The organism is Bradyrhizobium sp. JR4.1, from assembly GCF_040548605.1.
In the GTDB taxonomy this organism is placed as follows: Bacteria; Pseudomonadota; Alphaproteobacteria; order Rhizobiales; family Xanthobacteraceae; genus Bradyrhizobium; species Bradyrhizobium canariense.
The window spans coordinates 41,935-60,690 of the sequence record NZ_JBEPRY010000002.1 but is presented as its reverse complement, the minus strand read 5'-3'; the positions used below and the strand labels follow the sequence as shown (position 1 = coordinate 60,690).

Sequence of the window (18,756 nt, the reverse complement as noted above, 5' to 3'; positions counted from 1 at the left end):
TCCCCTGTTACTTCCGTTCTGTTTCTGTTTCCCCCACGGCAGCCAGCCGCTATCACTGGCCCATGACGACGCTCCCGATTCGTGGCCCCGTTCGCATCATCGGCATCGACCCTGGCTTGCGCCGTACCGGTTGGGGCGTGATCGAGGCCGAGGGCAACCGCCTGATCTACGTCGCCTGCGGCTCGGTAGAACCGCCGGACGATTTGCCGTTGGCGAGCCGGCTGCTCGCGATCCATGAGGGGCTCGCCGCCGTCCTGTCCGGTCACAAGCCGATGGAGGCCGCGGTCGAGCAGACTTTCGTCAACAAGGACGGCGTCGCGACGCTGAAGCTCGGCCAGGCCCGCGGCGTCGCCATGCTCGCGCCCGCGATGTTCGGCATCAGTGTTGCCGAATACGCGCCGAACCAGGTGAAAAAGACGGTGGTCGGCGCCGGCCACGCCGACAAGCAGCAGATCGCGATGATGCTCAAGATTTTGCTGCCCAAGGCCGATCCGCCGTCCGCGGACGCCGCCGACGCGCTCGCCATCGCCATCACCCACGCCCATCATCGCCAGAGCACCGCACTGCGGCTGAAGGTGGCAGGCTTATGATCGGCAAGCTCAAGGGCCTGATCGATTCCTACGGCGAGGATTTCGTCATCCTTGATGTTGGCGGTGTCGGTTATCAGGTGCATTGCTCGACGCGCACGCTGCAGCATCTGCCCTCGCCGGGCGAGGCCGCCGTGCTGTCGATCGAGACCTATGTTCGCGAGGATCAGATCAAACTGTTCGGCTTCCGCAGCGACCAGGAGCGCGAATGGTTTCGCCTGCTCCAGACCGTGCAGGGCGTCGGCGCCAAGGTCGCGCTCGCCGTGCTCGGCACGCTGCAGCCGTCCGACCTCGCCAACGCCATCGCGTTGCGCGACAAGGCCGCGGTGGCGCGCACGCCCGGCGTCGGTCCCAAGGTCGCCGAGCGCATCGTCACCGAATTGAAGGACAAGGCGCCGGCCTTCTCCAATGTCGATCCGGCGGTCGTGCACCTCGCCGGCGCTGTCGATGACCAGCGCGCCCCGCGGCCGGTGGCGGATGCGATCTCCGCGCTGGTCAATCTCGGCTACGGCCAGCCGCAGGCTGCAGCCGCCATCGCATCGGCCTCGCGCAGCGCGGGCGAGAGCGCCGAGACCGCGCAGCTCATCCGGCTGGGCCTGAAGGAGCTGTCGAAGTGAATGCGGCCCGCGCCAATCCCGTCGCCGGTCTTTTTCGCCGCCTTTCGCGCGTGGCCGGCATCGTCGTGATCTTCTCCGTTGTGGGGCCGCTGACGGTCGCCACGCTGGTTTCGGTGATGGTGGCGACGCTCGGGGCCGCGGTGCTGCAGATGTTTCTTGCGCTCGTCGAGCTGGAAGCACTGCGCACCCTGGTTTCGATCGCGATCGTGCTGCTGGCCATCGCCACGGTTCTCGCCTCGTTCCTTCCTGCAGTCGCCGCCGGCTTGATCTTCGCGCTGGCTGCGGTCTACGCCGACCTCAACATGATCTGGATGGCGTGGCTCGCCGCGGCCGTGGCCGCCGCCGGATTCGTCGGGTTTGGCATGTTCGTTGTGCCCTCCGAAACCTCGGCGGTGATCTTGCCGAGTGTCCGTTCCGCGCCTGAGGCGCTCAAGCTTTCCGCCATGCTCGCCATCGTCGCTGTCATCCCGGCGAGCCTGTGCTGGTGGCTCGCGAAACCACTGCATCGTGTTATCCTGCCCGCATGAGCACTCCCCCTCGCATGGTCACGCCCGAGCGCCGCAGCGATGATGTCGGCGACACTGCGCTGCGCCCGCAATCGCTGTCCGACTTCGTCGGCCAGCAGCAGGCGCGCAAGAATCTGTCCATCTTCATCGAGGCGGCGCGCAAGCGCGGCGAGGCGCTCGATCACGTGCTGTTCGTCGGCCCGCCGGGCCTCGGCAAGACCACGCTGGCGCAGATCGTGGCCAAGGAGCTCGGCGTCGGCTTTCGCGCCACATCAGGCCCGGTGATCGCCAAGGCCGGCGATCTCGCAGCACTCCTCACAAATCTCGAAGAGCGCGATGTGCTGTTCATCGACGAGATCCATCGCCTGAGCCCGGCGGTGGAAGAAGTGCTCTATCCCGCGATGGAGGATTTCCAGCTCGACCTCATCATCGGCGAGGGCCCGGCGGCGCGTTCGGTCAAGATCGAGCTGTCGAAATTCACCCTCGTCGGCGCCACCACGCGCGCCGGCCTGCTCACCAATCCCTTGCGGGACCGCTTCGGCATTCCGGTCCGGTTGAATTTCTACACCATCGAGGAGCTTGAGAGCATCGTCACCCGTGGTGCCCGCGTGCTCAACGTCGGCATGAGCGCGGATGGCGCCAACGAGATCGCGCGACGCGCGCGTGGCACGCCGCGTATCGCCGGCCGGCTGTTACGCCGCGTGCGCGATTTTGCTTCGGCGGCCGATGCCGACAGGATCGATCGCAAGATTGCCGACCACGCGCTGAGCGCGCTCGAGGTTGACGCCGCCGGCCTCGATGCCATGGACCGCCGTTACCTCACGACCATCGCGCAGAACTATGGCGGCGGCCCGGTCGGCGTCGAGACGATGGCCGCCGCTCTGTCGGAGCCGCGCGATGCGATCGAAGACATCATCGAGCCTTATCTGATCCAGTGTGGCTATCTGCAGCGGACCCCGCGCGGCCGCCTGCTCACCTCGCACGCCTTCCGCCATCTCGGCATCAGCGAGCCCTCGCGCGATGCGGCGGCACAGATCGGCCTGTTCGGCACCGACGAGAGCGACGACTGATCTACGCAACTGCAGACTGCTCGCGCCGTCATGAATTTCCGGTGATCTCGTGCAGAGGGTCTGCACAAACCCACCCCATTTCCGCTCCAATAGGATCGCATCAAGAAGCCGCATCACGATCGGGCTGCCATGATCACGCGCCGTCATTTCTTCCGTTCCATCGGCGGCCTGTCCGCCCTCGGCGTATCGACCGCGGCCTATGGCGTCGGCGTCGAGCCGGTCCTGCGGCTTCGTGTCACCCGCTATCATCCGACGCCGCGGCAATGGCCCGCGGACTTTCCGCTGAAGATCGCCGTGATCGCCGACATCCATGCCTGCGATCCCTGGATGTCGCTGGAGCGGATCGATTCCATCGTCGAGCGCACCAACGCACTGAACGCGGATATCATCGTGCTGCTCGGCGACTATGTCGCCGGCTTGCACCAGGTCACGCGCATCATTCCGGCGAACGAATGGGCCAAGGTGCTGGCCGGTCTGAAAGCGCCGCTCGGCGTCCATGCCGTCATGGGCAATCATGATTATTGGGCGGACAGGACCGTGCAGCAGGTGGGGCACGGGCCGACGGTCGCGCATCGCGCGCTGGAGGCGGCCGGCATTCCTGTCTACGAGAACGACGTCGTGCGGCTCGCCAAGGACGGCCGCGCGTTCTGGCTCGCTGGCCTCGGCGATCAGCTCGCCTTTCTGCCGGCGCGCCGCCTCCGGAGCACGGGGCGCTTCGGCGCTGACGATCTCGACGCGACGCTTGCCAAGGCCACCGACGATGCGCCGATCATCCTGCTCGCGCATGAGCCCAATATCGCGCCGCGCGTGCCCGCCCGCGTCGCGCTGCAACTGTCCGGCCACACCCATGGCGGCCAGATCCGCCTGCTCGGCTGGTCGCCGGCAGTTTCGCGGCAGCATGGCCTGCGGCTCGCCTATGGTCACTTCCGGCTCAAATGCGACCTCATCGTTTCCGGCGGCCTCGGTTGCAGCCTTATGCCGGTCCGCGTCGGCGTGCCGCCGGAGATCGTCGAGGTGACGCTGGGGCGGGGGCCGGTGGTGATCTAAGGCATGGAATTCTGCATCAAATGATGCTATATTCGATGTAGAGGTGCCCCATGAGAACGACGATCGCGATAGACGACGAGCTTTTTGCCAAGGCGCAGGAATTTGCTGGCGTCAGCGAAAAGGCAGCCGTCGTTAGGGAAGCCTTGATAGCCTTCGTTGAACGGGAGGCCGCACGCCGTCTCGCGCGGATGGGAGGTACCGAACCCAACGCCAAGGCTCCGCCGCGCCGCCGGCCCAAGTGAAAGTCCTGGCGGACACGTCGATCTGGATCGACCACTTCCGCCGCACGGATGGACGGCTTGCTGGCCTCCTCGATCACGGTGACATCGTTATTCATCCGTTCGTGATCGGCGAATTGCTCCTGGGGCGCGTGTCGAAGGCTTCTGACATGCTTGATGAACTGAACCTCCTCCCTAAGGCGACGATCGCCAGCAATAGCGAAGTCTTAGAGTTTATCGTTAAGCGAAAGTTGTCCGGATTGGGCATTGGGTGTGTCGATGCCCACTTGCTCGCATCGACGATGTTGACAGTCGAGGCAACAATCTGGACACGTGACAAGCGATTGCTTGCGGCAGCTCGGTCGTTGAAATTGGCTGCCGATATCCAATGAGTACGCCGATGTCTCATCTCGACGGCGAGATCCGCGACGGCCGCCACCGCATGCAGGTCCGCGTCTATTACGAGGACACGGATTTCTCAGACTGGACGTTGTCGTAACAGCTCAACGTGCTGATGTTCCCTGTTTTGGGACAGTTTTCTGGGAAAAGCTGCGGGCTGAAAAGGGCTGCGGCGTTCAAGTACGGGGTGTACTCGTAGGGCATCCGCTTGCGCGCCGGATGCACTATAATGCAGTTGAGCAGGTTGCGGAAAGCGACACGAGTCTCGATCGCCTTCGGATTTGTCGTGAGCGCGGTGACCAGTCTCTTTGCCTCCGAACAATATCGGTCACCAAACCCCGGATGATCGAACGGGATCACGTTTTCGCCACCGTTGCCGAGCAACCGCAGGCGCTCCTCGAGAGTTTCCCGCTCCGCGTCACATTCATCTATCCGCTTGACTAACTCATCCGGCTTGCGACGGCTGTTCGCGATCGCATATGACAAGCGTTCGATCTCAGTGTTCAGCACATGGCACCGACGCTCTAGGTTAGAGCGTTCGCTGGTCTTTTGCGGATTGCTCTTCTGCTCCTCCTTCCAGGCACGCATCGCCTCTTCAATGGCTTTCGGAGAAAGCAATCTTACTTCCATTTTTTCCGCAACGTCCTTCAGTAGAACGTCCATATCAAAGCTGCGGGTATGCTCGCAGGTGCTTCGCTGATGCGCGTTGGCGCATGCGGCGCGTGGTCCACCATTCCGGGAGGACTGAGCGATTCGCATATGGCCATAGCAAACGCCGCACCGAAGGACTCCTGCAAGCGGATGCTCGTTGTTGCGCGGGACCACGGGTCGGCGCCGCGGCTTGCCGGTCGGTCCGAACAGGTGGATAGCGCGCTCACTGCGAACCTTCTGCGCTCTCTGCCAGAGCGCTTGGGGAACGATCCGCAGCTCGGCGTTTTTGACGATGATGTGGCGTTCTTCAGGATTGCGGCGCTTCTGCTTCTTCTGCGTTTCCGGATTGAGAATTGTTGAGCGAACATTCCAATGTATTTCGCCGATATACAGTTCGTTGCCGACAATGCCGCGACCATGGCGGCCGCCAGTGATGCACTGATGATTCCAGGTGGTACGACCAGCCTTGTTCTTATGACGAGTGGCCCCAGGCGTGGGCACGCCTTCGCGGGTAAGATCGGCGGCGATATCTCGCGTTGAACGGCCCGACGTATACTCGATGAAGATACGGCGCACGATCTTCGCTTCGCTCTCATCGATCATCCGCTCGCCAGGCGCGCCCGGCCTTGGCCGATAACCATAGGCGTATGAGCCGGGAATTCTTCCGTTGCTGACAGCGTTATCGTGCCCGCGCCGAACCTTGTCGGCGAGCTGTGGCTTGTAGATCGTATTGTAGAGACTTGCGATGCTGATGTCAGTCGCCGTCGCATAAACGCCCTTCTGATCCATCAGCTCAACGCGGTTGAACTCAAACACCTGCTTGAGCCGCTGGATTGTGGCGGGATCGCGCGACAAGCGGTCGAAATGCTCGACGATGATCACGTCGAAGTCTTGCTTTCGCACACCTTCGAGCAAGCGCTGATAGCCATCGCGCTTGTCTTCGGTAAGGCCAGATTTTGCAGCGTCGACAAATTCACCAACGACATCGAGGCTATTGCGTGCGGCGACCTTCCGGCAGAGTAATAGCTGACCGTCAATCGAGGTCACTTTTTGCATGTCGCTCGAGTAGCGAGCGTATATCGCGGCCCTCTTTTGTTGTGATCGTGTCGCCATCCCGTTCCCCTATCGACTGCCCCGAAACGCCTTGTTCATCCCGCGCAAGCTGCCGTCCAATGGCACGCGCCAGCTCAAGCCAAATTTCCTCATTGTTGGGATTGTCCCAACTTTGCAGGTGAGAAGGATCAAGCGGTCGCATGATCGCCTTTTGGCCCCGAGGCGAGCGGATTCGGATAGGCATTGCAGCCAAGCCTTCACAAGCTACCGTAAATTTCTACCGCGCGCTATGAATAGGCGGCTGGGATCACGTGCGGCGTTCGCATGCTCCGTTCGGAGGCTCGATCGAAGCCCCTGCATTCGGCTTTCGCCTGATGCGGATCGCCATCCGGCAGCAGCCTCAGTCGGCAAGCGCCATGACCTGACAAGAGTCACGACAGGGCGACGGATGACTTTTGCTCCCGCAGCTCTCATGGAAGTCTCAATTGGCAATGGCGAGTCTAGTCATGTTGACTGTTGCAGTCGTGAATGAAAATGAGATTCTTCGAATGCAGGGCGCGAGCGCGTCGCTGCGAAGCTAATCGTAAGCCGGAGGGAATTTGCTAAGCAAAGCGGAGTAGAAATACTTGTGTCTGAGGGTGCGAGACATCCGATTGATCCGGTTCATAGGCATGACGATCCGTTTTCGCAGTCATTACACGACGAACGTCATTGAATGGGACGCAAGGCATGTCGGAGTCGCACCGACCCACTGGCCTGCGACTCTGGGACCGGATGGATCTAACTGCTCGCGCGCCTGCGACTGCGAATCCTCTGCCAACTCCTGGCAACCATCGGAGCGGTCATCTGCACCGCTGCGGGAGACGACGCCAAAGCAGCTGACTGCTATTGGACCTGCCCTAACATTCCAAATATCATATCGAACAACGTACCAGCACTGCGGGCGAGAACCCCTTCGGCGCTTGCCCGCCCGATGCGCACAGCGCGAACGAGAGGGCGCTGCAATGCCCAAGATTTTGATGATTGCTTGGAAAAGAGCGTCCGTGCCGGAGAACGAGTTCTCAAAAACCCAACAAGGGGAATCGCACTGTGACAGCCTCTCTTGACGGCGAAATTCGCGATGGACGCCATCACATGCAGGTCCGCGTCTATTTCGAAGATACGGATTCCGGCCAAATTGTGTATCACGCAAATTTTTTACGCTTCATGGAACGCGGCAGGACGAATTACTTGCGCCTGCTCGGAACCAGTCAGCACGCGCTGCTGCAAGAGGCGCGGAACGATGCGCCCGGCTTTGCCTTTGTCGTCCGGTCGATGACAATCGATTTTCTAAGGCCGGCAGTCTTGGACGACGTGCTTGACGTCGTTACTCTCCCGCAAGAGGTCAGAGGCGCGTCAATTACCTTACTGCTGGAATGCAGGCGCGCAGAGGATCTCTTGGTCACGGCGCGTGTACGTGTGGCGTTTATCTCATGCGGAAAAGCGCAGCGTATCCCGAAGGCGCTGCGGCTTGCTATAGAAGGGCATAAATGAAATCTGCTCGTAATTCAAGCCTTGGCCGTCCGGCGACAAACGGAGAGGTGCGTCGCGCCGCGGATCGGAGGCGCATAACTCCTCTGCGCTGGAGCGTGCAAATCGGACAGACCGGATGCGCTGTGGGCAAGCTGGCAGCACGCCGTGCCCGTGCTCACTTGGCCCCGTGTGCAAAGAAAAGACGAAGGTTGGCGTGAAGGCGCGCCAGCGCCCGGGCCTTTCCAAACGTCTGGATGCCGCGCTCGCCGTGGATGAATTTGGCAGCACCGGTGGTCATACCCGCCGCCAGCACCGCATTAATGCGTGCTTGAACTTCGGGCACATAACGAATCTCTCCGGCATCAAATCGCCGGCAAAACTTACATCTGAGCGAGTTCACGCATCGGACCAGCGGATAGGGTCAACTGATGGAGAGTTGCGCCTTAATGTAGCTGTGCTAGTACGCCCACTTTCGAATCGAGGAGCTAAGAGTGGCGAAGAAGGCAAAGAAGACGGCTACGAAGAAGAAACCTGTGCGTCGTGAATACACGAAGGCTGACGAGAAGGAGCTGCGCGCTCATTCGAAAGCGAAGACTCCGGTTGCGAAAATCGCGAAGCTCACAAAGCGCTCCGAAGGCTCACTCCGCCAAAAGGCGGTCAAGCTTGGAATCCGACTCGGTCACCAGCGCTAGAAGGCGGCATCATGATCGTGCTGCACGCCAGGTCGCTGCCTGATAATCCCTACGACGGTCATACCCTGCGTGACGTCATCGACCGCACCGAGGCACTCACCGGCTGTCCGATCGAGCGGGCCCATGTCGACAAGGGATATCGCGGCCACGACACGCAAAATCCCCGTCGCGTCTTCATTTCGGGCCAGAAGCGCGGCGTGTTCGGCGCCATCAAGCGCGAGCTCCGGCGCCGCTCCGCCATCGAGCCCATCATCGGACATCTGAAGGCCGAAGGTCACCTTGGCCGCTGCTATCTCAAAGGCCGCGCCGGCGACGCCGCCAACGTCGTGCTCTCAGCAGTCGGCCACAACTTCCGCCGTATCCTCGCCTGGCTCAGAGAACTCTTGTGCCTCTTCCTGATCCAGCTATCGCATACACTTGCCTGTCCACTCCCGCTCGATACGGCTTCTTAACGGACGACTACCTACGACCGCGACGAGGACTACGACGAGGACCACGCAGGAGAGACAGGATTTTGGGAGCTGGGCACCGGAAAGCCGACAAACGGCTCTATCCATTCGAACGCTCGGCACGGAAGTGCGGCTGAGCTGGCGCGTCGCGGACACATCGCCATCCATCCGACTGTGGGTTGGTGCGCACGCGAAAAAAGGAAGGGCGCTATGGCAAATCGGTCCGCTATTCCTTGATTGTCTCGATTTACACGCCTCAGCAGGAAATAGACATCTATACGCCTGTTGCCGTGCAGGTGGGTATTGAAGTTCCAATTGAGATCTAGCCTATCGGCGCGGTATGCCCCAACGCGACGGCATGTTTACGCTGGCTTGGAGTAAGAGCGCGCCAGAAATAATGTGCCTTGTTTGTCTCCATGGCAGCCAGATCGTCCATGTACCGCTTCTTTGTTAGCGTGACGTTGAAGAACGAAGGGGCGTGGTCGATACGGTTCCTGCGCAATCGCCAAAACACGACAAAGGCTTGCTTCCCGGGGTCAGTTTCTTGTTGGTTCGATAATACTCCAGCGCACCGGTAAGGATTTGCGAGTTCTCCGCCCGAGCCAGTCTCTCCAGCGCTCGGATGCAGGAATCCAACCGCATCTTCTGAACAAGCCTGTCGAGTTGCCGTTTGGCGTCCGCCGGCGTTAACCGACGGCCATTCTCGTAGACGGCAACGTTAAACTGAAGAATGCAGTGCGAGCCGACATCAAGGCTATGGTTGGTGAAGCCGTTTTGAATCTCGAAATGATATCTCAGGCCTTCCTGCCCGCAGAGGCCGCAAGTTTCGCAATCTCGTCATGGTCATGAGTCAGACCCGTGAAGCGCCATTCAGCGAAAGCTTTCGGCAATGTGTCCGCGATGGAGAGCGGAAGCATACTCTCCCTGCCCCTTCTGGTGTATGTCTCCATTTTCGCAAGACCCATATCGAATTGCTGCGCTTACAAATTGTTCTTTCCACTGAGAATTTCTCACGGTCGCAATACGAGCGGGGCCACCTGGCAGCATACCCAAAATGTCACTCTAGCGATAGCATCTGCGGCTCCCAACGCTATTTCATGGGTGACAATCAGCTAATTAGCTGATAAGCTTCCAAAAAATCGAAGAGGTTCTACAGTATGGGTCTAGATATGTCGTCCTTTGGACGTGCCATTGCCTCCGCGCGCAAGGAGAAGGGCATGAGCCAAAAGGAACTCGCCACTAAGATCGTGAAGGAGGATGGCGAGGCGATAACGCCGCAGTACTTGAACGACATCGAACACGATCGCAGAAGCCCGTCCTCGGACCATTTGGTGGGCGAGTTTGCAAAGGTTCTAAAAATGGATCCGCTTGCCTTGTACGGCGTGATCGGGATGCTGCCGGAGCAGGACAGAAAACTGGTAAGAAAATCGACACCGGACCAGATCAATCAGGCGTTTGTCGCCTTTCGAAAGAAACTGAAGGAATAGGCAGCTTGAGGTACGTCCGCGACACGATGCATGGTTTTCGGGAGAGGCCTCATTACGAGCCCGCCGAACTTGATACCATGTTTGAAAAGCTCGTGGCGGACCACCTGCGGAGCAAGCACGGCAAGGTCGAGTTTCCTATTTCGACTGACGATATCACGACCTTGATTGAGCGGGACGTTACGGATCTGGACCAATATGCGGACCTGACCATGTATGGCGCCGGCGTTGAAGGCGTCACCGAGTTTGCCGGCGCTGGAAAGCCAAGGGTCTCGATTTCCAATGACGTCCACAGGTTCGAGAACCGGCTGCGGACCACCCTCACCCACGAATATGGGCATGTGATCCTGCACGCCTACCTGTTTGGGCTGGAGCAGCGCCAGCTAGCGGTGGATGGCAAGCGGAAGCCCAACGCTATCTATTGCAAGCGGGACACAATGATTTCCGCGAGCAAGACTGACTGGATGGAATGGCAGGCAGGATACGTTTCCGGGGCAGCGCTGATGCCGAAATCCTACCTCCAGAAGATTGTTGCTGGCGTTCAGTACGCACGCAACATCTACGGCGCGTGCGAGCCTGGCGGTGCCAATGGTGAAGCGCTGATTCAGGCTGTCGTGAGTGAGTTCGCCGTCTCTCGGGAGGCGGCAACGGTTCGTCTGAAGATCCTTGGCCACCTCGGTCGGGAGCAGGCAATCGGCAATCTGTTCACCTGATCAATGCGTTAGCTACCATTGACTCTCCTGCAGGCCGGACTTATGATACGTCAATCAGCGTATCCGCTGATTGACGCCCGAGACAGCGCGGGACGTATAAACTGGATGGAGAATCAGTCATGAGCGGCAACGAGGACAACACTTCCGGCCATGGGGGCGGGAATTCCGGTGGCGGAAACGCCGGAGGCGGAGGCAATCCCGGCGGCTCCGGAAACCCGGGTCACGGCGGTCCCAACGTCCACATCGAGGTTGATGGGCACAACAAGTCGGTACGGGAGGGCGACTGGCTCGTTAGCGACCTCAAGGATAAAGTTGGTGTCGACCCCGCCAAGGTGCTGGCGGAGATTACTCCGACAGGGCTCGTCGATCTTGATGACCAGGCTCGCATCGACGTGAAGGAAGGCATGCGCTTCATGAGTCATGCGCGTAAGGGCGGTTCATCATGAGCACCGGGGCGCCCAATGACGGCCTCGATGAAAGTCTCCGGCCCATCGCGCAGCTGTGCGATGGGGTGGTGTCTTTCCAAACCGAGGGATGGCGAAAGTTGATCTATATGGAGAAGCTTCGCTTCAGGGTCGGTTCAAGCAGTCACGTCATGGATGCGATCCTCTGCCTCAACCACGACAACCCTGCATATCCCACGAAGCTTTATCTAGCCGCGAACGTGGGCGGCGAAGGCCTGAACTGGAACGAGCAGGCGTACCTGCTCGGCCGCAACTGGCCGACCTTTTCCTGGAAGGACGTGCCGGCAGACCAGCCATATGTCGATATTCTTGCCGCGCATCTCTCAGCGCTGAGCAAGGGAAAGGCAGCCTAGCATGTGGCGGCTTCTCTCCGGCCTATTCGGTCGTTCATCCCCGTCGCCTGCAGACCAAAGGCAGGTTGAACGTCGCGCATACGCGACATTTCGGGCCACGAGCTCGTTTATTCAGGAGGTAAGGCGCGATCTATCCCGGCCCCATGCATTCGCGCATGAGCGGGTCGGCTTCATTACCGTGCGCGCGGCGTCCGGTGCGGATGGCCTGGTTTTGCTCGCGGAGAACTATTATCCGGTCGCTGATGACGAGTATGTGCGCGACAATACTGTCGGCGCGATGATCGGCCAGGAAGCACTCCGCAAGGCGCTAGAGCTGGCGCTCTTGCAAGGCGTCGGCGTCTTCCATGTGCATATGCACTTCCCTTCGGCGCGGTTGTGGTTCAGCGCCACCGATCTGCGCGAACAAGCCAAGTTCGTGCCTGACTTCTTTAAAGTTTGCCCGCAGATGCCGCATGGCGCAGTCGTTCTCAACGACAAGACTGTCGCCGGACGCATATGGACTGCCCCCACCCAAGTGAAGAACATCGATGAGTTCAACATTGTTGGCACGCGCTCAACTGTGGGGCGCGCCGCGGCCGATGGCAGCACAGATTTGTTCGCATGACAAACGACCGCGATTTTAGCCGCCAGAGCTTCCTCGGTGCACATTCCGAAGCGCTGTTCGCGAATTTGCGAGTGGCTATCGTCGGACTTGGCGGAGGTGGCTCCCACATCGCGCAGCAGCTCGCCCATCTTGGCGTCGGGCATTTCCGGCTAATTGACCCTGATGAGATCGAAGCAAGTAACCTAAACCGCCTGATTGGCGGCACTCAGGACGATGTCGATCACGAGCTCCCTAAAGTAGAGATCGCCACCCGTATGATCCTTGGCATCCGGCCATGGGCGGAAGTAACCTCCAGGCAAGCGAAGTGGCAGGAGGCGGACGACCTGATCCGTGATGCGCACGTCCTGTTCGGGTGCGTCGACGGCTATCAGCAGCGCGACTATTTGGAGACCGCCGCGCGACGTTTTGGTCTGCCATACATCGATATCGGAATGGACGTGACCAGACTGCATGATGCCAGTTTTGCGGTGGCAGGGCAGATGATCATGACCTTACCGGGCAATCCGTGCATGCGCTGCCTGGGCTTCCTGACTCCCGACAAGTTGGCGCAAGAGGAGAATCGCTATGGCGACGTGGGCATCAACCCGCAAGTGGTTTGGACGAATGGCATGCTAGCCTCGTTTGCTGTCGGTGCATTCGCAAAGCTCTTTACGCCGTGGTTTTCCGCAGAAGAAAACTATACGTGGCTGGAGTTCGACGGTAATGCTCAAACCGTCTCGCGAAGCCAACAGCCAGATTACTTCCCGCTGTTACCAGTATGCCCACATCATGGGGCGACTAACGGTCTCGGCGAATTCGGCTTCGACATTCGTCGAGCGTAGCGGGCGGCTCAGCGACCACGCTATAGAGCCCTGAGTCCGGCGACACGCTCCGCGCTCCGGGGCTACCTATCACATCCGACGACAAACCGCGTTTAACAGGCTCCTGCTTGGCCTCGTGCCTACTCCGTTGCGCAGCTATCCCCAATGCACGGCCAGTAATGACCGGAAGTTAAGGCGCCCCGGCGCAAGGCTGGCGTAGCAGCTAGTCAATGAAGACCGCGAGCTCTTCAGGTGCACCTGATGGGAACAATTTTTTTAAGAAACTCGAGGGATGCGGAGAGGCTTAACAGTCGGCGCGACGGATATCCTCCGAAGGGGTCGATCCGGAACGCCATGCCGACACCAGAGGCCTGGTCTGTGGTTGTCGATTGCCAGCAAGGAGATAATCGGATGGCTAATCCCCGGCGGGTCTTGAATCAGAAACTGGCGGGGATCGTCTTGCGGGGGTGACTGGAAAGGGCATCGCCCAGTCTAGCATGGCAAGGCGAGTCGCCCTAAGGCGCATTCAATGTGAAGGCTCATCCGAGTCACAAGGAAACCGGCGCCGCTTTTTTGAAACGGCGCCGGTTTCCTCGTCGAAGATCTAGTGAGCGGCGGCACCCTTCTTGATCGCAGAGGCGAAGCCTTCGACGACCCGAACAAATAGATCGGGATCACGCAGTGCGTTCTTGAGCTCCTCAGCCCAATCCGGATTGGACTCGGTCCACTTGATCAGCGCGATCGCCTTGATGCGCGCAACCGCGCCTTCGCCGCACCCGACGCGCTATCGATCATTAACCGCCCCTTCGGCGAAGAGCCCATTCTTCCCGGTGCGGACACCTGATCGCCGCCATGCCGGGCTGACAATCGGTGATGCCGCGAGTTGCGGCTTCGCCCCCGCCGACGGTCATGCCGTCGGCTCGACTTCCGTGACGCCAAGCGATTTTCCATAGCACGCGATCCGCAAATGCTCAATGATCACGCCGGAGGAAGGGAGATTCGGTAGATGGTCGAGGCGATTCTCCGAAGGACACTCAAGAGAGTGGTTGACCTTGCATCGATGCACAGCATCACGAGTGATGCGCTCATAGCGATGACCAAGGACGATTATCAGGTTCTCCGTCGCGAGGCGACGCGGGCGCGGCTCGACAGGAAAGCGCGTTTCGTTTGCGCGAAATGCGGACATGCCGTCTATGCTCCGCGCGAAGGCCGGACCGGCCAACCCTACCGGAAACACCACCCGGGTGCCCTACAACTTTGTCCCTGGTGGACGGGGACGCCGGCCAGCGTCGATATCGTTAGCGCGGAGCAATTTGACGGAGCGCAGGAAAGCCCGTTGCATGCTAAAATGAAACATATCGTCGGTGAGCTATTGACCAACGATCCGCGCACGACCGCAGGAAGCGTCGTTGTCGATGAGTATCTCATCCTAGAGAATGGACGACGACGGCGGCCGGACGTACGCGCGATCTATGATGGCGTGCCACTCGTCGTGGAGGTTCAACTTGCAACTACGCAAATCCCCATCATCGTGCAACGCGAAGATTTCTATGAGAACGCGTCCATTCGCCTGATTTGGCTTACCTGGAATTTTGAGCCACCCACGAGCGGCCGATTACTCAGTTCATTTGAGGGCATTTTCTACTCCCACGACAAGAACCTGTTTTCAATGGACGATGAAACGATAGCCCTTTCCAGACAGCGGCGAGAAGTAATCTTGCGCGCGTTCTGGCTGGATGAAGACGCATGGCGCTCGAAATTGGTCACGATTTCCGACCTCAACTGGATCGAGGGAGGGCGCGCAAACGTGGTTCCGTCGAGGTCGCCTTGGCATCATGACTTTCTGTCGCGCTGGCGCGGCGCGCTCGGAGAAAAAGGTGCGAAATGGAAAGAGCGTGAGATCCTGTTTCGCGAACTCCTGGCCAAAGTGGCGATTCCGGGGAGCGATGTCAACGAGCTGCATGCGCTCGACGTGGATGCATTGATCAACTGCATGCTGTCGCTGGTCGACGGTCGACCGGTAGGCTCGCGGCAGCAGAATCTTGTTGAGGTGCTGAACTCCTTCTTCAAGGTCGAGCTGCGACAGCGCTATGTGCGCCTCATTCGCACCTTCGCCCAACTGACCAACAGGGACGCTCTCCTTGAAATCGAGAGTGTTCGCAACAAGATCGTGAAAGCACGCACAGTGGCGCAAGACGATCGCCAAAGCGTGTCAGGAAAGATTGCGCTGGCTTTGTTCCCGGAGATATTCTCTTCAGCTTGAAGCAATGCCAGCAGCGTATCTCAGCGCTTGACGCATTCTGTATCGCAATCAAGTGAGTCGAAGATTGCGGACGGGACCAGACTGCCTGTGGGGCAGCGACTTGGTAGGAGACGATGGCGGGACAAGGTGAAAAATATCGTGCATTCCGTAGATAGTGAGGATCTCAAAGCGAAACAGATATGCCACGCCTGCATTGGCGAGCAGTATCTAAGCGATGAAGTTCGCGCAAACGGTAAGCGCGGCAAATGCAGCTATTGCGAAAAGACACGTCGCACCTTCAGCCTTGACAAGCTGGCCAAGCGTGTGGCGACTGCGTTCGAGCAGCACTACGATCGAACTTCAGATCAACCGAACGACTACGAACATATGCTCCAGCGCGACAAGGAGCTGAGTTACGAATGGAATCGGCATGGCGATGATGTCGTGTACGCCATTCAAAACGCCGCCGAAATCCCGGAATACGCAGCCCAGAATGTCCAGTCAATCCTGGCGGTCTCAACTGATCGACGCAACACTTTATCTTAGAGGAAAAGATGGAGTGTTGGATGGAACGGAGATTTCATAGAGGTTTCACTGCGGCAGAAAAGACGGAGTTATGGGACCGGTGGAAGCGCGGGGAGTCACTGAAGGCGATCGGGCGAGCTTTTGGTAAGCAGTCATCGTCGATCTATTTTCTAGTTGCTCCGCATGGAGGGTTTCGTCCTGCGGAGCGGCGTCGCTCCAGGCTGGCATTGACGCTTGCGGAACGCGAGGTGATTTCCAGAGGCGTTACGGCACATCAATCGGCCCGGTCGATCGCCAAATTACTTGGCCGCTCCCCATCGACGGTGAGCCGGGAAATGAGCCGCAATGGCGGCTATGACCGCTACCGGGCGACACTTGCGGACGAGAATGCCTGGGCACGATCCCGTCGTCCAAAATGTTGTAAGCTGGCGACCAATCCGCGGCTTCGGCAGGCAGTGGCAAGGAAGCTCAGATTAGATTGGTCACCCGAGCAGATAGCCGGTTGGCTGAAGAGAACGTATCCTGAAGACGAGTGTAATCAGGTGTCACACGAGACCATCTACCGCAGCCTGTTTGTCCAAGCGCGTGGCGTGCTCAAGAAAGAGCTGCTTAGTCATCTTCGATCGAGGCGTTCGATGCGCCGCTCTAGGCCGGTTGATCCGAATGGCGATAGACGGGGACACATGAAGGATGCCGTCTCAATCCGTCAGCGACCGGCTGCGGTTGAAGATAGGGCTGTGCCTGGCCATTGGGAGGGCGATCTGTTGTCCGGGCCGAACAACACCTACATCGCGACCTTGGTCGAGCGTCAAACGCGTTACGTGATGTTGGCCAGGGTGGCAGGCAAGGACACCCGGACTGTAGTCAACGCGCTCATCAAGCAGGCGAAGAAGCTACCTAAAGAGCTGTATAAGTCCCTGACCTGGGACCGGGGCAAGGAACTGACGGATCATCGGCGCTTTACGATGGCGACCAACATCGATGTCTATTTTTGCGACCCGCAAAGCCCGTGGCAGCGCGGGTCGAACGAGAATACCAATGGCCTGCTCAGACAGTACTTTCCAAAGGGCACCGACTTGTCGGTGCATTCGCAAGCCCATCTGAACAAAGTGGCTCGTCAGCTAAACGAACGACCACGTGAGACCTTGCAATTTGAAACGCCAGCAGAGAGATTTAATGCCTGTGTTGCGTCGACCGGTTGAGCCGGCCCCTGGAGGAGGAACATAGCGATTTCAATAGCGCGGCTATGGGTGAAGAGACTGAGTTCGCGAGCGATAGCTATTATCAGGAGAAAAAAGTCAGCGATGATGCTTGGCGCGAGGAATGGGGTCGGTTTGAGAATTCTCTGAAGACCGAGGCGCGCTTTTTCAGCCGTACTGCAGCAGCGCATCTAGCGGCAATCTTCGGCGCGATCGATGCTTTGCGGACGCGGCAGGGGCAGCCTCTTGTCGTAGATGCGGGGCCCGGAACAGGCTTCCATACACTCTCTCGTGCCCGAGTCTTCCACTCAGAGGACAAACTCGAGGCGGCGATGTGTCGGCCCGACGTCCAGCTCGGGTCGCCGCCAGCGCTGTTGGCTGCGGCAGGCCGCATGAACGCGCGTGGCATTTCCGTGTTCTACGGCGCTAACGATCCCAAGGCCGCCATCGCCGAGGTGCGGCCTCCGGTTGGAAGCAAGGTTGCCGTGGCCCAATTCGAGATCATCCGAAAACTCCGGCTGCTAGATCTGACGGCGCTCAAGAATATCCAGATGCGTGGAAGCATCTTTGACGTCGATTTTGCGCGCCGGCTGGAACGAGCGCAATTTCTGAAATCTCTGAGCAGCCGTATCACCCAGCCAGTCATGCCCGACGATGAGCCTTTCGAGTATCTGGTAACTCAAGCCATCGCCGATTTTCTCGCAACCGAATCCTCGGTGCCTATCGATGGCATTATCTTCCCGTCGGTTCAGGTCGCCGGAGACGTGCTCAACGTCGTCCTATTCCACAAGGCTGCGCGCGTTGAGGCGATGGAAATTCCGAGCGGGACCGAGATCAGAGCCAGGACGGGGCAAAGTACCGAGGAGGGATGGGAAGTCGATTACTCTGTGTTTGAGGAGGTGCCGCCGCCGCCAATGGTTGATGAGGAAAAGGTGAAATCGCCAACATGGCCCGACTTCGATGCCGTGCCGGCGTTGGCAGGAGAACGGGTCGATTTCGATCCGCGGGAGCCAAGCCTTCGCGTGATGCCGGACAGCGTTAGCGTGCACCATGTGGAGGGCGTCGTCTTCACGACAAACGAGTATCAGGTGCGTCGTTCCCGCCGGAAGAAGGATGATCGATCGCCGTTCTAACTTTACACCCGGGCATGAGAAGGTGTTTGGCGGCAGGCAGCAAAGGCGCTGACGCATGAGAGCTTTCGTCCGCCAGAAGCAGTGGCGCGAAAAGTCCAACGACCGCGAACGATCGACGAGAACAGGGGCGCGAATTAAGGGGCCAGCGCCGGCCTGCAACTCAGGGATTAGCTTTCATTGGCGGGGGACAAACCCCAATACCAGTAGCCATGCACTATGCTTCGGAAGACCACATGGTGCGCGCTCGCCCAGCTCATTGCTTCGCGCTTATCGCGGCTTCAATAATCGTCCCCATGCAGATTCAGTTTGAGCTTGTCTTGGTACACGCCAATCCGCTTCTTTGCTCGCTCGGTGGCGTCGCCAAAGAGGAGTAACTCAAAATAGGTTTCGCCCAATGGCTGCCGCGTACGAGGATCCAAGAGGGCGCTCGATTGAAAC

At 59.3% G+C, this 18,756-nt stretch carries 22 protein-coding genes and 2 pseudogenes; 21 read left to right on the top strand and 3 right to left on the bottom strand.

Annotated features, from left to right (window positions below):
- Positions 1-62 precede the first annotated feature (62 nt).
- The 8 genes and pseudogenes from ruvC to ABIB90_RS05525 form a co-directional block, all read left to right on the top strand.
- Positions 63-590: a crossover junction endodeoxyribonuclease RuvC gene (gene ruvC, locus ABIB90_RS05560; protein WP_007599969.1), complete on the top strand. Its 528-nt coding sequence runs from the start codon at positions 63-65 to the stop codon at positions 588-590.
- On the top strand, positions 587-1,204 hold the full coding sequence (gene ruvA, locus ABIB90_RS05555) for a Holliday junction branch migration protein RuvA (protein WP_354159341.1): 618 nt from the start codon (positions 587-589) through the stop codon (positions 1,202-1,204). The genes ruvC and ruvA overlap by 4 nt, the downstream gene beginning before the upstream one ends.
- Positions 1,201-1,731 carry a hypothetical protein gene (locus tag ABIB90_RS05550; protein WP_354200400.1) on the top strand — a complete coding sequence of 177 codons (531 nt, stop codon included), beginning with the start codon at positions 1,201-1,203 and terminating at the stop codon, positions 1,729-1,731. Before ruvA ends, ABIB90_RS05550 begins: the two co-directional genes overlap by 4 nt.
- Entirely contained in the window at positions 1,728-2,780 is a 1,053-nt protein-coding gene (ruvB, locus tag ABIB90_RS05545) for a Holliday junction branch migration DNA helicase RuvB (RefSeq protein WP_354159337.1), read from the top strand. The genes ABIB90_RS05550 and ruvB overlap by 4 nt, the downstream gene beginning before the upstream one ends.
- A gap of 129 nt (positions 2,781-2,909) precedes the next feature.
- On the top strand, positions 2,910-3,827 hold the full coding sequence (locus ABIB90_RS05540; protein ID WP_354159335.1) for a metallophosphoesterase: 918 nt from the start codon (positions 2,910-2,912) through the stop codon (positions 3,825-3,827).
- Positions 3,828-3,877: 50 nt separating this feature from the next.
- Positions 3,878-4,069 (top strand): type II toxin-antitoxin system VapB family antitoxin, encoded by a 192-nt coding sequence (locus ABIB90_RS05535; protein WP_007599974.1) that lies wholly within the window; start codon positions 3,878-3,880, stop codon positions 4,067-4,069.
- Positions 4,066-4,437: a type II toxin-antitoxin system VapC family toxin gene (locus tag ABIB90_RS05530; protein ID WP_007599975.1), complete on the top strand. Its 372-nt coding sequence runs from the start codon at positions 4,066-4,068 to the stop codon at positions 4,435-4,437. Before ABIB90_RS05535 ends, ABIB90_RS05530 begins: the two co-directional genes overlap by 4 nt.
- A pseudogene (locus tag ABIB90_RS05525) lies at positions 4,434-4,526 on the top strand (4-hydroxybenzoyl-CoA thioesterase); the annotation flags it as partial. The gene ABIB90_RS05530 and the pseudogene ABIB90_RS05525, both read left to right, overlap by 4 nt.
- Here the strand turns inward: ABIB90_RS05525 and ABIB90_RS05520 are convergent.
- Entirely contained in the window at positions 4,505-6,151 is a 1,647-nt protein-coding gene (locus ABIB90_RS05520; protein ID WP_354101100.1) for a recombinase family protein, read from the bottom strand. The pseudogene ABIB90_RS05525 and the gene ABIB90_RS05520 sit on opposite strands and share 22 nt — an antisense overlap.
- Positions 6,129-6,350 (bottom strand): hypothetical protein, encoded by a 222-nt coding sequence (locus tag ABIB90_RS05515; protein ID WP_198034936.1) that lies wholly within the window; start codon positions 6,348-6,350, stop codon positions 6,129-6,131. Before ABIB90_RS05515 ends, ABIB90_RS05520 begins: the two co-directional genes overlap by 23 nt.
- 887 nt (positions 6,351-7,237) lie before the next feature.
- On the opposite strand from ABIB90_RS05515, the gene ABIB90_RS05510 reads away from it, so the two are divergent.
- On the top strand, positions 7,238-7,681 hold the full coding sequence (locus ABIB90_RS05510) for a YbgC/FadM family acyl-CoA thioesterase (RefSeq protein ID WP_354101099.1): 444 nt from the start codon (positions 7,238-7,240) through the stop codon (positions 7,679-7,681).
- A gap of 154 nt (positions 7,682-7,835) precedes the next feature.
- Here ABIB90_RS05510 and ABIB90_RS05505 read toward each other — a convergent pair whose 3' ends face one another.
- Positions 7,836-8,003: a hypothetical protein gene (locus ABIB90_RS05505; protein ID WP_354200399.1), complete on the bottom strand. Its 168-nt coding sequence runs from the start codon at positions 8,001-8,003 to the stop codon at positions 7,836-7,838.
- A gap of 148 nt (positions 8,004-8,151) precedes the next feature.
- Here ABIB90_RS05505 and ABIB90_RS05500 point away from each other — a divergent pair, with 148 nt between their 5' ends.
- From ABIB90_RS05500 to ABIB90_RS05445, 12 genes and pseudogenes are all read left to right on the top strand, one after another.
- The gene (locus tag ABIB90_RS05500; protein WP_027515530.1) at positions 8,152-8,352 is read left to right on the top strand and encodes a hypothetical protein; all 201 of its coding nucleotides are present in this window, start codon (positions 8,152-8,154) and stop codon (positions 8,350-8,352) included.
- Between the two features lie 11 nt (positions 8,353-8,363).
- A pseudogene (locus ABIB90_RS05495) lies at positions 8,364-8,804 on the top strand (transposase); the annotation flags it as partial.
- A 1,154-nt stretch (positions 8,805-9,958) separates the two neighbouring features.
- Positions 9,959-10,288 (top strand): helix-turn-helix domain-containing protein, encoded by a 330-nt coding sequence (locus tag ABIB90_RS05490; protein WP_354101973.1) that lies wholly within the window; start codon positions 9,959-9,961, stop codon positions 10,286-10,288.
- A 77-nt stretch (positions 10,289-10,365) separates the two neighbouring features.
- A complete protein-coding gene (locus ABIB90_RS05485; protein WP_354101972.1) occupies positions 10,366-10,998 on the top strand; it encodes an ImmA/IrrE family metallo-endopeptidase in 633 nt (210 codons plus the stop codon).
- A gap of 119 nt (positions 10,999-11,117) precedes the next feature.
- Positions 11,118-11,444 carry a hypothetical protein gene (locus ABIB90_RS05480; RefSeq protein WP_084462136.1) on the top strand — a complete coding sequence of 109 codons (327 nt, stop codon included), beginning with the start codon at positions 11,118-11,120 and terminating at the stop codon, positions 11,442-11,444.
- Positions 11,441-11,815, top strand: a complete 375-nt coding sequence (locus ABIB90_RS05475; RefSeq protein ID WP_354101971.1) for a hypothetical protein — start codon at positions 11,441-11,443, stop codon at positions 11,813-11,815. Before ABIB90_RS05480 ends, ABIB90_RS05475 begins: the two co-directional genes overlap by 4 nt.
- A gap of 1 nt (position 11,816) precedes the next feature.
- Positions 11,817-12,419 carry a hypothetical protein gene (locus tag ABIB90_RS05470; RefSeq protein WP_354101970.1) on the top strand — a complete coding sequence of 201 codons (603 nt, stop codon included), beginning with the start codon at positions 11,817-11,819 and terminating at the stop codon, positions 12,417-12,419.
- Positions 12,416-13,240 carry a HesA/MoeB/ThiF family protein gene (locus ABIB90_RS05465; RefSeq protein ID WP_354101969.1) on the top strand — a complete coding sequence of 275 codons (825 nt, stop codon included), beginning with the start codon at positions 12,416-12,418 and terminating at the stop codon, positions 13,238-13,240. Before ABIB90_RS05470 ends, ABIB90_RS05465 begins: the two co-directional genes overlap by 4 nt.
- A 985-nt stretch (positions 13,241-14,225) precedes the next feature.
- Positions 14,226-15,482 (top strand): DUF6035 family protein, encoded by a 1,257-nt coding sequence (locus ABIB90_RS05460; protein ID WP_354200398.1) that lies wholly within the window; start codon positions 14,226-14,228, stop codon positions 15,480-15,482.
- A gap of 126 nt (positions 15,483-15,608) precedes the next feature.
- Positions 15,609-16,007, top strand: coding sequence for a HEPN-associated N-terminal domain-containing protein (locus ABIB90_RS05455; protein ID WP_354200397.1), 399 nt, complete (start codon positions 15,609-15,611; stop codon positions 16,005-16,007).
- Positions 16,008-16,027: 20 nt separating this feature from the next.
- Entirely contained in the window at positions 16,028-17,188 is a 1,161-nt protein-coding gene (locus tag ABIB90_RS05450; protein ID WP_231142770.1) for an IS30 family transposase, read from the top strand.
- A 44-nt stretch (positions 17,189-17,232) separates the two neighbouring features.
- The gene (locus ABIB90_RS05445) at positions 17,233-18,318 is read left to right on the top strand and encodes an RES family NAD+ phosphorylase (protein WP_354200396.1); all 1,086 of its coding nucleotides are present in this window, start codon (positions 17,233-17,235) and stop codon (positions 18,316-18,318) included.
- Positions 18,319-18,756: the final 438 nt, after the last annotated feature.

What these genes read in the sequence shown, in the direction of transcription:
- ABIB90_RS05475 (WP_354101971.1), top strand. Translation starts at nt 11,441, where the DNA reads ATGAGCACCGGGGCGCCCAATGACGGCCTCGATGAAAGTCTCCGGCCC.
- ruvB (WP_354159337.1), top strand. Translation starts at nt 1,728, where the DNA reads ATGAGCACTCCCCCTCGCATGGTCACGCCCGAGCGCCGCAGCGATGAT.
- ABIB90_RS05540 (WP_354159335.1), top strand. Translation starts at nt 2,910, where the DNA reads ATGATCACGCGCCGTCATTTCTTCCGTTCCATCGGCGGCCTGTCCGCC.
- ABIB90_RS05465 (WP_354101969.1), top strand. Translation starts at nt 12,416, where the DNA reads ATGACAAACGACCGCGATTTTAGCCGCCAGAGCTTCCTCGGTGCACAT.
- ruvA (WP_354159341.1), top strand. Translation starts at nt 587, where the DNA reads ATGATCGGCAAGCTCAAGGGCCTGATCGATTCCTACGGCGAGGATTTC.
- ABIB90_RS05460 (WP_354200398.1), top strand. Translation starts at nt 14,226, where the DNA reads ATGGTCGAGGCGATTCTCCGAAGGACACTCAAGAGAGTGGTTGACCTT.
- ABIB90_RS05470 (WP_354101970.1), top strand. Translation starts at nt 11,817, where the DNA reads ATGTGGCGGCTTCTCTCCGGCCTATTCGGTCGTTCATCCCCGTCGCCT.
- ABIB90_RS05535 (WP_007599974.1), top strand. Translation starts at nt 3,878, where the DNA reads ATGAGAACGACGATCGCGATAGACGACGAGCTTTTTGCCAAGGCGCAG.
- ABIB90_RS05490 (WP_354101973.1), top strand. Translation starts at nt 9,959, where the DNA reads ATGGGTCTAGATATGTCGTCCTTTGGACGTGCCATTGCCTCCGCGCGC.
- ABIB90_RS05450 (WP_231142770.1), top strand. Translation starts at nt 16,028, where the DNA reads ATGGAACGGAGATTTCATAGAGGTTTCACTGCGGCAGAAAAGACGGAG.
- ABIB90_RS05445 (WP_354200396.1), top strand. Translation starts at nt 17,233, where the DNA reads ATGGGTGAAGAGACTGAGTTCGCGAGCGATAGCTATTATCAGGAGAAA.
- ABIB90_RS05480 (WP_084462136.1), top strand. Translation starts at nt 11,118, where the DNA reads ATGAGCGGCAACGAGGACAACACTTCCGGCCATGGGGGCGGGAATTCC.
- ABIB90_RS05520 (WP_354101100.1), bottom strand. Translation starts at nt 6,151, where the DNA reads ATGCAAAAAGTGACCTCGATTGACGGTCAGCTATTACTCTGCCGGAAG.
- ruvC (WP_007599969.1), top strand. Translation starts at nt 63, where the DNA reads ATGACGACGCTCCCGATTCGTGGCCCCGTTCGCATCATCGGCATCGAC.
- ABIB90_RS05485 (WP_354101972.1), top strand. Translation starts at nt 10,366, where the DNA reads ATGTTTGAAAAGCTCGTGGCGGACCACCTGCGGAGCAAGCACGGCAAG.
- ABIB90_RS05515 (WP_198034936.1), bottom strand. Translation starts at nt 6,350, where the DNA reads ATGCGACCGCTTGATCCTTCTCACCTGCAAAGTTGGGACAATCCCAAC.